Source organism: Curtobacterium sp. ABR8, assembly GCF_057812125.1.
This window is the reverse complement of record NZ_CM173818.1, coordinates 541,011-554,515: the sequence shown is the minus strand read 5'-3', so window position 1 is coordinate 554,515 and position 13,505 is coordinate 541,011. Positions and strand designations below refer to the sequence as shown.

Annotated in this window: 10 protein-coding genes and 1 pseudogene; 7 read left to right on the top strand and 4 right to left on the bottom strand. The window is 71.9% G+C overall.

The genetic code is table 11. The annotated features are described in order from the left end of the window. Positions 1-105 precede the first annotated feature (105 nt). The gene (locus tag ACXKZB_RS02755; protein WP_185021236.1) at positions 106-261 is read left to right on the top strand and encodes a hypothetical protein; all 156 of its coding nucleotides are present in this window, start codon (positions 106-108) and stop codon (positions 259-261) included. A 122-nt stretch (positions 262-383) separates the two neighbouring features. Here ACXKZB_RS02755 and ACXKZB_RS02750 read toward each other — a convergent pair whose 3' ends face one another. After that, positions 384-1,085 (bottom strand): GntR family transcriptional regulator, encoded by a 702-nt coding sequence (locus ACXKZB_RS02750; protein ID WP_488824608.1) that lies wholly within the window; start codon positions 1,083-1,085, stop codon positions 384-386. A gap of 86 nt (positions 1,086-1,171) precedes the next feature. On the opposite strand from ACXKZB_RS02750, the gene ACXKZB_RS02745 reads away from it, so the two are divergent. Continuing rightward, positions 1,172-2,389, top strand: coding sequence for an MFS transporter (locus tag ACXKZB_RS02745; RefSeq protein WP_488824607.1), 1,218 nt, complete (start codon positions 1,172-1,174; stop codon positions 2,387-2,389). 195 nt (positions 2,390-2,584) lie between these two features. Here ACXKZB_RS02745 and ACXKZB_RS02740 read toward each other — a convergent pair whose 3' ends face one another. Beyond that, a complete protein-coding gene (locus ACXKZB_RS02740; protein ID WP_488824606.1) occupies positions 2,585-3,748 on the bottom strand; it encodes a baeRF2 domain-containing protein in 1,164 nt (387 codons plus the stop codon). A 187-nt stretch (positions 3,749-3,935) separates the two neighbouring features. Between ACXKZB_RS02740 and ACXKZB_RS02735 the strand changes: the two genes are divergently transcribed. The 4 genes and pseudogenes from ACXKZB_RS02735 to ACXKZB_RS02720 all read left to right on the top strand — a co-directional run bounded on the left by ACXKZB_RS02735 (position 3,936) and on the right by ACXKZB_RS02720 (position 10,355). After that, positions 3,936-5,294, top strand: a complete 1,359-nt coding sequence (locus ACXKZB_RS02735; protein ID WP_488824605.1) for an ABC transporter substrate-binding protein — start codon at positions 3,936-3,938, stop codon at positions 5,292-5,294. Continuing rightward, positions 5,291-6,211, top strand: a pseudogene (locus ACXKZB_RS02730) (carbohydrate ABC transporter permease); the annotation flags it as partial. The gene ACXKZB_RS02735 and the pseudogene ACXKZB_RS02730, both read left to right, overlap by 4 nt. Before the next feature lie 167 nt (positions 6,212-6,378). Continuing rightward, positions 6,379-7,314, top strand: a complete 936-nt coding sequence (locus ACXKZB_RS02725) for a carbohydrate ABC transporter permease (protein WP_488824604.1) — start codon at positions 6,379-6,381, stop codon at positions 7,312-7,314. 2 nt (positions 7,315-7,316) lie between these two features. Continuing rightward, positions 7,317-10,355 carry a glycoside hydrolase family 2 TIM barrel-domain containing protein gene (locus ACXKZB_RS02720; protein WP_488825944.1) on the top strand — a complete coding sequence of 1,013 codons (3,039 nt, stop codon included), beginning with the start codon at positions 7,317-7,319 and terminating at the stop codon, positions 10,353-10,355. A 112-nt stretch (positions 10,356-10,467) separates the two neighbouring features. Here ACXKZB_RS02720 and ACXKZB_RS02715 read toward each other — a convergent pair whose 3' ends face one another. Continuing rightward, complete coding sequence (locus ACXKZB_RS02715) at positions 10,468-10,893, bottom strand: DUF3151 domain-containing protein (RefSeq protein ID WP_488824603.1); 426 nt, start codon at positions 10,891-10,893, stop codon at positions 10,468-10,470. 272 nt (positions 10,894-11,165) lie between these two features. On the opposite strand from ACXKZB_RS02715, the gene ACXKZB_RS02710 reads away from it, so the two are divergent. Then, the gene (locus ACXKZB_RS02710) at positions 11,166-12,797 is read left to right on the top strand and encodes an ABC-F family ATP-binding cassette domain-containing protein (RefSeq protein ID WP_488824602.1); all 1,632 of its coding nucleotides are present in this window, start codon (positions 11,166-11,168) and stop codon (positions 12,795-12,797) included. Between the two features lie 7 nt (positions 12,798-12,804). On the opposite strand, the gene ACXKZB_RS02705 is transcribed toward ACXKZB_RS02710, so the two are convergent. Further along, positions 12,805-13,500: an SDR family oxidoreductase gene (locus ACXKZB_RS02705; RefSeq protein WP_488824601.1), complete on the bottom strand. Its 696-nt coding sequence runs from the start codon at positions 13,498-13,500 to the stop codon at positions 12,805-12,807. Positions 13,501-13,505: the final 5 nt, after the last annotated feature.

The window sequence follows — 13,505 nt, the reverse complement described above, 5'->3', positions numbered from 1 at the left end:
GCGCGCCACACTGTTGCGACCTCAGTACGTCCCGTGAGGAAGCGCACCGGCGGGCAGGATGCCCGCGCTCACCACGATGCCCACACACAGGGGAAGGACACCGACATGTCACAGGCGACACGATCCGGAAGCAAGCTGGCCAACCGCGCGAGCCACGACGAGGCCGAGGTGCGCGACGCGCTGCTCGACCGCACCGACGGCAGCGGCGGCTCGACGTTCGACCAGCTCGACGCGGCAGAGGAACGCCCGGACCGCCCGTAGCGGGTCGCTTCCGGCGTCGACCAGGCCACGGCCAGGAGGCGCGGCTCGGCAGCTCCTGTCGGGTCGCGTCTTCGAGACGCCCGCGTCCACGGCACGGACCGCGTCACGACAGGTGCGTGCCGTCAGCGCTCGGTCGCGCCGACGATCGTCATGCCAGCACCGCGCAGGCGCCGGCGTTCCTGCGCGATCCAGCCGAGCAACCGGTCGTTCGTGCCGGCGACGTGCGCGGCGACGAGCTCGGCCGCGCGGTCGGCGTCACCGTCACGCACGGCGTCGATGATCGCGCTGTGCTCGTCCCACGCGGCGTCGCGGGCCTCGGGCGTGCGGACCTCGATCCACCGGGTGCGCTCGAGACGGGTCAGGGCGTCGGCGATCGCGTCGGTGATGAACCGGTTGCCGCCGAGCGCCGCCAGGTCGAGGTGGAACGTCGACCCCATCCGGATGCCGGCCTGCTGGTCGGGCGTCGGACGCAGGGTGTCGAGGTGACCGCGGACCTCGGCGAGCTGTTCGGCACTCGCCCGCTCGACCGCGAGTCGGGCGGCAGCGGGTTCGAGCACGCCGCGGAGTTCGGCGAGCGAGGCGATCTCGTCGAGGTCGATCGGAGTGACCGTCCACGAGCGCCCCTCGTGCAGGATGAGCCCCTCGCGCTCGAGCCGGGACAGCGCGGCACGGACAGGGGTCCGCGAGGCGTGGAACCGTGCTTCGAGACCGCGCTCCGAGATGCGCTCCCCCGGCGCGATGTCGAGCGTCAGGATCGCTGCGCGGAGGTTGTCGTAGAGCTGGGCCGTCTGCGACACCGGGGTTGCATCGGTCGTCTCGGTCACGGCCACCAACTCTAGCGGGGACACCGTCGGAATGGTATACCGTTGTGGTATACCAATTGCTTCCGACGCGAAACGATGCGACACGCATGCGAACTCCCACCCCGACAGCGAGCGCCGCGCCCCAGACCTCCGGCACGATCGGACCCCGAGCGTGGACGATGCTCGCGCTCGGGGTCGCCGCGCAGGCCGCCGGCACGCTCGTGGTGACGGCTCCGGCACTGCTCATCCCGTACCTGCACGCGAGCGGCACGTCCCTCACCGTGGCGGGGGTCCTCGCCGCCGCGCCGACGTTCGGCATGGTCCTGACGCTCATCGCCTGGGGCGCGATCACCGACCGGTTCGGCGAACGGAGCGTGATCGCCGGCGGGCTGGTCCTGACGACCCTCGCGGTGGTCGGCGCCTGGCTCGCAGCGGGTGACCCGGTCCTGCTCGGGCTGGCATTCCTGGCGGCCGGCATGACCAGCGCGTCGACGAACGCGGCGAGCGGCCGGGTCGTCGTCGGGTGGTTCCCGAAGGAGCGGCGCGGGCTGGCCATGGGGATCCGGCAGATGTCGCAGCCGCTCGGGGTCACGCTCGCGGCCGTCACGGTCCCGCAGCTCGCCGAGGGGTCGGGGATCCGCGCAGCCCTCGTCCTGCCGATCGTCCTGTGCATCGTGCTCGCGGTGCTCTGCGCCGTCGGCATCCAGAACCCGCCACGGCCGGCCCGGCACACGGCCCCGGCCGAGACGACGGCGAACCCCTACCGGACGAGCGGCTTCCTGTGGCGGATCCACGCGGTGTCGATCCTGCTCGTCGTGCCGCAGTTCACGCTGTCGACCTACGGGCTGGTGTGGCTCGTCGGCCTGGGCTGGTCGACCCCCGCGGCCGGGCTGCTCGTCGGCGCATCCCAGTTCGTCGGGGCGATCGGACGGATCCTCGTCGGGGTGTGGAGCGACCGCGCCGGCTCGCGGGTCGGACCACTGCGGGTCGTCGTGGTGAGCGCCGCCGTCGTGATGGGCCTGCTCGCCCTGGTCGACGTCACCCACCTGGCGGCCGGGGCCGTGTTCCTGGTCATCGCGACGAGCGTCACGGTGGCGGACAACGGCCTCGCCTACACCTCCGTCGCCGAGGCCGCCGGGCCGTTCTGGTCCGGCCGGGCACTCGGCACGCAGAACACCGGGCAGTTCATCGCGGCGAGCGCCGTCGGCCCCGGCATCGGCGCGCTGGTCACGGCACTCGGGTTCGCGGCGTCGTTCGGCATCGTCGCCGTGCTGCCCCTGCTGGCGCTCCCGCTGGTCCCGCGCGCGGACCGGTCGCACGACTGACCCGCGCGGGGTCGGTGCGCCGAGGTTCCACGACCCGCGCGGGGTCGGGGCGCCGAGGTTCCACGACTCGCGCGGTGTCGGAGCGCCGAGGTTCCACGACTCGCCGCATGCGGTTCGCCGAGGTTCCGACGAACCGCGGTGCAAGCCCCGAGATGCCGAGATTTCGGAACCTCGAGGCGCGCACGGCTCCGCGAACTAGGCGGGGACGACCGGGCCGACGGGCCAGCGCAGCAGTGCGGCGGCCGGGGCTCCCCCGGGCAACGACGCAGCGTTGACGAGCACGAGCTCGGCATCGGTCAGCACCGCGGCCCGCACCAGCGCGCACACCGCCGGCACCGCGCCGATGACCGGCGTCCCGGCGGCCTGCTCCGGTGCGGTGGCGACCCACGGTGCCCCGGCGAGCGCGAGCAACGTCCGCTCGCCGATGGCCACGGCGTCGAGCGCAACGGTCGCACCCTGGGCCTGCTGCAGCGCCTCGACGACGGGTCCGAGGCCGGTGACGACCTGGTTGTCGCCGCGGCCGACGTGGGTGCGGAGCGAGTCCTCCAGGTCGTGGCGGCGGGTGGCGACGACGCGGGCGAGTGCGGTCTCGACGTGCTCGACGAACGCCTGCTTCGAGCCGGCGTCGGCGCGCGGGTCGCCCGGGAACACCGACACGAGGGCGCGGGTCTCCGCCGAGAACGCCTTCACCAGCAGCTCGCGCGCGGTGACGTCCCCGGCCACGACGACGAGCCCGGGGCGGATCGTCCGCACGGTCTCGTCGACGGCGGCGGCGGTCTCCGACGAGTTCTGCTTCCAGATCTCCTCGGTGTGCTGCTGCCAGTGCGGCTGCTTCCACCCGGTGCCGGCCTTGGCGTAGTGCAGGGTGTCGTTCCGGCCCTGGACCTGCTGCTCGGAGGTGTTCCCGGCGACCGGGGCGTGTCCGAGGCGGTAGGCGCGGAAGGCTCCCCCCTCCTTGCCGGCGTGCACCACGAGGAACGGCAGGTCGACGGGGCGGTGGGCGACGAGCGGCACGAGGTCCGGTACGGCTCCGACGCCGACGGACTCCGGTCCGTGCAGCTGCCCGGGCAGGACCTCGCTCAGCACGACCTCGTCGTCGTGCACGAGCACGTAGCGGTTCACGGGCGAGGGGACGCCGGGCTCCTGCTCGAACTCACCGGCGACGGCGTCGACGACCTCGTCGGATGCGCCCTGCGCGCGGAGCCCCTCCTCGACGCCGCGGAGCTTGAGCGCCGCCTGCCGTCGGGGATCCTCGACGTTCCCGGAGACGTCGGCGTAGGCCCAGGCCCAGGTGCCGCCGCCCTCCAGTCGCTCTCCCAGGATCCGGTGCAGTTCGCTCGTCGCGTTGGTCGACGTCATGGCAGCTCCTCTCGGACGGTTGCCGGAGCCGATGAGCCCCGGCGCTCTCACGTGCGACCACACTCCACCTCGCCCCCGCCGGGCGTCCACAGTCGGGAGCGAACACCCAGGCGCGAAACTGCAACGACGCTCGGTTTTGTGGTTTCCTGATCACGACCCCGAATCGACGACGAACCGGAGTACGGCAATGACGCCACGACCACGACCCATCTCCCGACGACAACTCCTGGGCTTCGGCATCGGCACGGCGGCGGCAGGGCTGCTCGCCGGCTGCGCGGTCCCCGGTTCCACCAACGTGAACAAGGCCGCCCTCGTGCCGGCCGCCGCGTCGGGCGAGACCGTCCAGCTCACCTACTGGGCCTGGTTGAAGGACCTGCAGAAGGTCTGTGACGTCTGGAACGCGACGCACCCGAACATCCAGGTGTCGGCGAACTGGATCCCCGGCGGCAACAGCGGCGGGTACCAGAAGATGTACTCCGCGCTGGCGGCCGGCGGCGGTCCGGACATCGGCCAGGTCGAGCTCCGGCAGATCCCCGAGTTCATGCTCGCCAACGGCCTCGTCGACCTCGCCCGGTACGGCGCGAAGGACTTCGAGTCGAAGTACGACGAGGCCGCGTGGGCGCAGGTGTCGTTCGTGGACGGCATCTACGGCATCCCGCAGGACACCGGTCCGATGGGGTTCTACTACCAGACGGCGATCCTCGAGCAGGCCGGCGGCGAACCCCCGACGACCTGGGACGAGTGGCGCGACCTGGCCGAGAAGGTCCGGGGGACCGGCAAGCAGAACTACCTCGAGGTGTTCCCGGTGTCCGACGCGTCACCGTTCGCCGCGTACGCGCAGCAGGCCGGTGCCCGCTGGTTCAAGGTCGACGGTGACGAGTGGGTCGTCGACATGACCGACGACAAGACCCTGATGGTCGCGGACTTCTTCGACGGGGTCATCGACGACGAGCTCGTCGACACCTCTGCCGGCGCGTACTCCCCCGGCTGGTACGCCTCGGCCGCCAGCGGCAAGATCGCCGCCGTCACGAGCGCGAGCTGGGGCGACGCCCTGATCGAGTCGGTGCAGGGCGGCGAGGGCAAGTGGAAGGTCGCCCCGATGCAGAAGTGGGGCGCCGACGGCTTCGGCTCCAGTGCGATCGGCGGCTCGACGGCGGCGGTCCTGGCGAACGCGAAGCACCCGAAGGAGGCGCTCGAGTTCATCACGTGGATGACCACCTCGAAGGAGGGCATCGACGCGATGATCAAGTACTGCGGCATCGGGTGGTCGCCCGCGGTCGACTACATCGGTGCGCAGCGCGAGAAGCCGAGCAAGTGGTTCTCCGGCCAGAACTACAACGAGGACGTCTTCGTGCCGGCGTCGAAGGAGCAGAACATCGACTGGTCCTGGTCCCCCGTGACCCAGTCGGCCTTCACGAGCCTGCAGAACCAGTTCCGCCGGAAGCTCACCTCCGGCCTCAAGCTCTCCGACGCGGTGGAACTCGCGCAGCGGGAGATCGTCCAGTCCTTCAAGGACAAGGGCCTCAGCGTCAGGACGGCACGATGAGCCAGCAGACCAGCACGCGACCCGCCTTCCGGACGAGCACGAAGGCCACGAGTGCGCAGAAGCGTGCGCCGTGGATCCTGCTCGCGCCGTTCCTGGCCCTGTTCCTGCTGACGTTCATCATCCCGATCATCAGCGCCCTGTTCCAGTCGTTCACGACCGTCGACCGCGAGGGGCTGTTCGGCGAGGACGGCGTCGTCGGACGCTTCGCCGGCTTCGACAACTACGCGATCGCCCTGCAGGACTCCGGCTTCGTCGCCTCGATCGGCCGCATGCTGCTCTTCGGCATCGTGCAGGTCCCGGTGATGATCATCGCCTGCACGATCCTCGCGCTGCTGCTCGAGTCGGCGAGCGCCCGCTGGCCGGGCTTCTTCCGGGCGATCTACTTCATGCCGTACGGCGTCCCCGGCGTCATCGCGACGATCCTGTGGTCGTTCCTGTACGTGCCCGGCCTGTCGCCGATCGTGTCGCTGCTGCAGTCGATGGGGCTGCAGCCGGACTTCCTCGGCGCGAACAGCGTGCTGTGGTCGATCGCGAACATCGTCACGTGGACCTACACCGGCTACAACATGCTCATCATCGTCGCCCAGCTGAAGTCGATCCCCGGCGAGGTCTACGAGGCCGCGAAGATGGACGGCGCCGGCCCGTTCCAGGTCGCGTGGCGGATCCAGATCCCGCTCATCGCCCCGGCCCTGGTGCTGACGACGGTGTTCTCGATCATCGGCACGCTGCAGCTCTTCGCGGAGCCGCAGATCCTGTCCACGGTCGCCCCGGCGATCGACACCGAGTACACGCCGAACTACGCCGCCTACACGAACGCATTCGCGTTCAACGAGTACGGCGTCGCGAGTGCGCAGGCGGTCATCATCGCGCTGGCCGCGTTCATCCTGTCGTTCGCGTTCCTCGCGTTGACGAACCGCGCGCCGAAGGACGAACGCGACCGGCGCAAGCGTGCCAAGCGTGACGGCCTGGAGGCCCGCACCGCGCTCCAGACGCGCGCTGCGGCGGGCAGCACGGGTACTTCCCAAGCCGCGCCGGGCCTCCAGGCCAGGTCCGGTCTGCAGAACGGAACGAAGGGGGCGGACGCATGACCAGCGAAGCCATCGAAGCGCCGGCCACGGCGAAGACCGCCGTCCCCGTGGACACCACGTCGATCTCGGCGCACCAGCGCCGCAAGCTCGACCGGTCCCCGCGCTCGCAGATCGTGGTGACGGGCATCCTCGTCATCGTCGCGCTGTACTTCCTCGTCCCGCTGTACTGGGTCGTCATCGCCGCGACGAAGACCACCGGGGCACTGTTCTCGACGAACGGGTTCTGGTTCGGCGGCGAGTTCGCCCTGTGGAGCAACCTGCAGCAGGTGTTCACGTACGACAGCGGCATCTTCGTCCGCTGGATCGCGAACAGCATCCTGTACTCCGGCGTCGGTGCGGTCCTGGCGACCTACTTCGCCGCGGCCGGCGGGTACGCCCTGGCGAAGTACGACTTCAAGGGTCGGCAGTTCGTGTTCGGCACGATCCTCGGCGGCGTGCTCGTGCCGGGGACCGCGACGGCGCTGCCGCTGTTCCTGCTGTTCTCGACGCTGGGCCTGACCGACACCTACTGGAGCGTGCTCATCCCGAGCCTCGTCTCCCCGTTCGGGCTGTTCCTGTGCCGGGTGTACGCCGCCGCGTCGGTGGACACCACGCTCCTCGAGCAGGCACGCATCGACGGTGCGAGCGAGCTCCGGATCTTCCACACCGTGGTGCTCCGCCAGATGACCCCGGCCCTGGTGACCGTGTTCCTGTTCCAGGTCGTCGGCATCTGGAACAACTTCTTCCTGCCGCTCATCATGCTGGCGGACCAGAAGCTGTACCCGATCACACTGGGGTTGAACAACTGGCGCTCGCAGGTCGACCGCCTGCCGGAGTTCTACCAGCTCACCACCGGCGGGGTGCTCGTCTCGGTCATCCCGCTCGTCATCGCCATCATCGTCCTGCAGCGCTTCTGGCGCGGGGGCCTCACGGAAGGATCGGTCAAGGGTTGACCATCTCCGCACTCGACGACCTCCACTCGACCTCGCCGGGTTCGGCGTCACGGCTCCCGGCACGGGCCGCGCTCCACACCGACGCACCCTCGCTGTCGCTGAACGGCGACTGGCGCTTCCGGTGGTCGCCGGTCGCGTCGGTGTCCGACGCGTTCGCCACCGACGACGTCGTGGACGACGACCCCGCCTGGGGCGAGCTGCCGGTGCCGTCGCACTGGGTGCTGCACGGCCACGGGTCGCCGAGCTACACGAACCTGCAGTACCCGTTCCCGATCGACCCGCCGCACCCGCCGGACGAGAACCCCACCGGTGACCACCGACGCTCGTTCGAGCTGCCGGCGTCGTTCACGGCTGCCGGCCGTGTGCTGCTCCGCTTCGACGGGGTCGAGTCGCACTTCCGGGTCTGGCTGAACGGCACCCTCGTGGGCTGGTCGACCGGGTCCCGGCTGGCGACCGAGTTCGACGTCACCGAGCTGCTGCGACCGGGGTCGAACGACCTGGCCGTCCGGGTGCACCAGTGGTCGGCGGCCTCGTACCTCGAGGACCAGGACCAGTGGTGGCTGCCGGGCATCTTCCGCGACGTCACGCTGCTCGCCCGTCCCACGGCACCGATCGACGACGTGTTCGTCCGCGCCGGGTGGAGCCCGACCCTCGGGAGCGCCGCGACGGCCGGGACCGCCGCGTCCGGACGGCCCGCGACCGGCAGCGGGACGATCACGTTCCCGACGCTCGACGCCGTGTTCCCGGTGCGGTTCGCGGTGCCCGACCTGGGTGTCGACGTGACCTGGGCGACGGCGGACGACGTCACCCCGATCGCGGTCGAGGGCGTCGAGCCGTGGAGCGCGGAACTGCCGAGGCTCTACGACGCGACGGTGTCGACCGGCACCGACGCCGGCGGCACCGCCGGTGGCGAGACCGTGTCGTTGCGGCTCGGCTTCCGCACCGTGTCGATCGAGGGCGACCGGTTCCTGGTCAACGGCGAGCGCGTGGTGTTCCACGGCGTGAACCGGCACGAGACCCACCCCGTGCGCGGCCGCGTCTTCGACGAGGAGCACGCTCGCGCGGACATGGCGCTCATGAAGCGCAACAACGTCAACGCGATCCGGACCTCGCACTACCCGCCCCACCCCCGCGTGCTCGACCTGGCCGACGAGCTCGGCTTCTGGGTGATCCTCGAGACCGACCTCGAGACCCACGGGTTCGTCTTCACCGGCTGGGTCGGCAACCCCTCGGACGACCCGGACTGGGCCGAGGCCTACCTCGACCGCGTCGCACGCACCGTCGAGCGGGACAAGAACCACCCGTCCATCGTGATGTGGTCGCTCGGCAACGAGTCCGGTACCGGCCGCAACCTCGCGGCGATGTCGCAGTGGGTGCACGACCGCGACGCCGAGCGCCCCGTGCACTACGAGGGCGACTACACGGGCGAGTACACCGACGTGTACTCGCGGATGTACCCGACGCTGCAGGAGACCGAGTCCATCGGCGGCGGCACCCCGACGCCCCTGCTCGGCTGCGGCCCCGCCGAGGCGGCGCGGCAGCGCTCGAAGCCGTTCATCCACTGCGAGTACGTGCACGCCATGGGCAACGGCCCCGGGCAGATCGCCGAGTACGAGGCCCTGGTCGACCGGTACCCGCGCCTGCACGGCGGGTTCGTGTGGGAGTGGCGGGACCACGGTCTGCTCGCGACGACGCCCACCGGCGAGGACTACTACGCCTACGGCGGCGACTTCGGCGAGGTCGTGCACGACGGCAACTTCGTGATGGACGGCCTGGTGCTGCCCGACGACACCCCGACGCCCGGGCTCGCCGAGTTCGCGGCCGTCGTCGCCCCGGTCCGCCTGGCGGTCTCGGACAGCACGATCCTGGTCGAGAACCGGTACCACTCGGCGTCGACCGCCGGACTGCGGTTCTGCTGGACCCTGTCGCGCAACGGCGTCGTCGAGGCGTCCGGTCGGTTCGCCGCCGGCGTGGTGGCGGCCCGCGAGTCGGCGACCGTCCCGGTGCCGACCGAGGTGCTCGACGCGGCCACGGCCGAACTCGCCCCCGGCGACGAGCTCTGGCTCGACCTGACCGCCGAACTGGCGGGCCCGACCGCATGGGCCGACACCGGCCACGTGGTCGCACGCACCCAGCGGCTCGTCGCGAGCCGGGTGGCGGACGCACCACGGGCCTCCCGGCAGGGGTGGGACGGCGACCGTCTCGGCGACGGGACGTTCTCGGACCGCGGCGCCCTGGTGTCCTGGAAGGGACACGAGGTCGCGGGTCCCCGCCTGGAACTCTGGCGCGCGCCGACCGACAACGACCGACTGGCATCGCAGGGCGGCTACGAGACGGCGGACCCGGTACTGACGCACGGCGTCGGCGACCCGGACGCTCCCCCGTCGGCCACGCGCTGGCGGGAGCGGGGGCTGGACCGGCTGACGCACCGGCTGGTGTCCGTGTCACGGACCGACTCCGGCCTGGAACAGCGGGTGCGCGTGGCCGCGGCGAACAGCGGCTGGGGCCTCGACGTCACGCACCGCTGGACCCTGACCGCCGAGGGGCTGGTGCTGCAGACCGACGCGGTGCCGTTCGGCGCGTGGGACGTCACCTGGCCGCGGATCGGCGTGCGGTTCGACCTGCCCGCGTCGCTCGCGGACGAGGACGCGACGTGGTTCGGGACCGGACCGCTGGAGTCGTACGCCGACTCGTCGCACGCTGCCCGTGTCGGCCGGTTCACCGCGCCGGTGCGGTCGCTCGGGGTGGAGTACTCCAGGCCGCAGGAGACCGGGCACCGGCCGTCGCTGCGGTCACTGTCGGTCGGCCCGTTCACGGTGTCCACCGTGGGGTCGCACCGTGCGGGGTTCACCCTGACGCCGTGGACCGCGCAGCAGATCGACCGCGCCGAGCACCCGTACGAGCTGCCGACGTCGGAGCACCTGTACCTGTACCTCGACGCGGCACAGCACGGGCTCGGCAGCCGGGCGTGCGGCCTCGACGTGCTGCCGGAGCACCAGCTCTGGCCGCAGGCGTTCAGTTGGAGCGTGCTGCTCGCGTAGGCGGGTCTGCGTCCGACTCGTCCGGCTCGTCCGCGCCCCGCTGCCGTCATCGCGCCCCGTCTCTTCGGGGCGCGATGACGGGGGCGGGGCGCGAACCGTCGGCCGCGCCGCGCTACGCGTCGGCGGACAGGGCGCGCAGGGCCTCGGGGTCGCTCGCGTTGAGGAAGTCGGTCAGGCGCTCGGCCTCGCCCGGCTCCTCGATCGCCTCGGCCGCACGCCGCAGGGCGAACAGCGCCCGGAGGACGCCGCGGTTCGGTTCGTGCGACCACGGCACCGGACCGACACCGCGCCACCCGGCCTTGCGCAGGGCGTCGAGCCCACGGTGGTACCCGACACGGGCGTACGCGTAGGACTCCAGGGTCGCGCCGCGCGCCCAGGCCTCGTCGGCGAGCAGTGCCCACGCCAGGCTCGACGAGGGGTGCGACACCACCACACTGGCGACGGGTGCGTCGGCGGCGAGCGCCGCGGTCACCTCGGGTTCGGTGGGCAGCAGGGTCTCGGGGTTCGTCGAGGGGTTCGGCAACAGGTTCTCCGGCATGCCCCCAGCCTGTCATCCCTTGCGCGTCCCCGTGGGCGGGATTACCGTGGGTGGCACCTCGTCGTCATCGCGAGGCCCCCGGGGCGGGAGACCGACCGGCGGCGCGGATGGCGGTCACGGGGGTCCCCGACGGAAGAAGACGGATTGCTGTCGATCACCGGTTCTGCTCAGCCCACGCGCTGACACCGTGATCGCGCGCCCCGTCGGGCGCTCCACCGCACAGCGGTGGGTTCGGTGTCGTGCGCCCAGCATCGACACCGGGAGGCATCCCCATGCCCAGCAGTCCATCCGTCGTCCTGCACGACGTCACGTTCGCCTGGCCCGACGGCACCGTCGCGCTCGACCACCTCACCGCCGCCTTCGGGCGTGGCCGGACCGGCCTGGTCGGGAGGAACGGGGCCGGCAAGTCCACGCTGGTCCGGCTCGCCACCGGCCGGCTCCACCCCACGTCGGGCACCATCTCGACGTCGGGTCCCGTCGACCACCTGCCCCAACGCCTCTCCCCACCGGCACGGCCTGATCGCCGCTGGCGCGTCGATCAGGAACCGGCGGCGTGGGCCCAGGCCAGCGAGGACGAGACCGTCGCCGACCTGCTCGGCATCCGGTCGACGCTCACCGCGCTCCGGGCCGTGCTGTCCGGTGACGCGTCGCCCGAGCACTTCGAGGCGGTCGGCGACGACTGGGACCTCGAGGAGCGGGCCGCCACCGCGATCGCGAGTGTCGGACTCGACGGCGCCGACCTGGAGCGCCCGGTGTCCACGCTGTCCGGCGGGCAGGCCGTGCTCGTGGCCGTCGCCGGGGTGCGGTTGCGCGGCCGTCCGATCGCGTTCCTCGACGAGCCGACGAACAACCTCGACCGGCGGGCACGCGGGCTCCTGCTCGACCTGGTCGACGACTGGCGCGGGACCCTCGTGGTGGTCAGCCACGACCGGGAGCTCCTCGAGCACGTCGACGAGACCGTGGAGCTGCGGTCCGGGTCGATGACCGTGTTCGGCGGGACGTTCAGCGCGTTCGAGGAGCACCTGGCCGTGCAGCAGGCGGCCGTCGAACGCGAGGTCCGGGTCGCCGAGCAGCGGCACCGTACCGAGAAACGGCAGCGCATCGAGGCCGAGACGAAGATCGCCCGTCGTGCGAAGGCTGGGGAGAAAGCGGGCCGTTCGATGCCGAAGATCCTGGCGAACGAGCAGCGGAAGAAAGCGCAGGAGACCGCCGGTCGGCTGCGGGTCGGGTACGCCGACGACGAGGCCGCTGCCCTCGAGGCGAAGCGGGACGCACAGCTCCGGCTCCGCGACGACGAGTCCATCCACGTGACCCTGCCCGACCCCGACGTGCCGGCGTCACGGCAGATCGCCACCGTCACGGTGCGTGGGCGGGACGTGATCGTGCAGGGACCGGAGCGGATCGCGGTCACCGGGGACAACGGCGTCGGGAAGTCCACCCTGCTCGAACAGCTCGTCGGAGCGCCGGAGGCCCGGGAGCACCCGCTGCCCGGCACCGGTGCCGTCGCCCACGTCGAGCGGATCGCCTACCTGCCGCAGCGGAAGGACACCCTCGACGACACCGCGACGGTGCTCGAGAACGTGCGCCGGGACGCCCCGCACGTCGCCGTCGCCGAGGTGCGGAACCGGCTCGCGAAGTTCCTGGTCCGCGGCGACACCGTCGACCGGCCGGCCGGGGCGCTGTCCGGCGGGGAGCGGTTCCGGGTGGCGCTCGCGGCCCTGGTGCTCGCTGACCCGCCGCCGCAGCTGCTGGTGCTCGACGAGCCGACGAACGACCTCGACCTGACGAGCGTCGACCAGCTCGTCGACGCGTTGCGGGCCTACCGTGGAGCGCTGGTCGTGGTCAGCCACGACGAGACGTTCCTGGAACGCCTGGAACTCGACGCGCGCATCGAGCTGTCCTAGCCCGCGGTCAGCGCCGTCGGGTCGGTCGGATCGCGAGCGACTCGACGGTGCCGCGCTCGGGCAGGTCGACGACGGCGCGGACCGCGGCGGCCACGTCCTCGGGCGCCAGGTAGTACGCGGTGTCGTAGTCCTCGCCGAGCTTCTCGGTCAGCGCACGCTGCATGTCCGAGTCGGTGCGCCCCGGGTGCACGCTCGACACCCGCACGCCGTTCGCCCGCTCCTCTTCGCGCAGGGCGTCGGCGAAGGCCCGCAGTGCGAACTTCGACGCCGCGTACACGCCACCACCGGGGCCGGAGTGGAACCCGGAACCGCTGTTGATCGGCACGACGATGCCCCGCGCCGTCCGGAGTGCGGGCAGCGCCAGCCGGGTGAGCTCGGCGACGGCGAACACGTTCGTCGCGAAGACCTGCTCCCACACGGCACGCGGGGTGTCGGCGACGGTCGTGCCCTGCTCGACGCCGGCGGAGTGCACGAGCACGTCGAGCCGCTCGGGCAGCGCGGGGAACTCGCCCGCGCCCAGGTCCCCGACGAACGGCACCGCGCTCGGCAGCTCCGCGACGAGGGCGTCCACCGCCTCGGCGGACCGGCCACCCACGAGCACGTGGTGGGTGCGGCCGAGGTCGGCGGCGATCGCGCGGCCGATGCCGCGGGTGGCACCGGTCACCAGGGCGACCGGACGATCTGCAGTCAGGGAAGTCGTCACGGAGG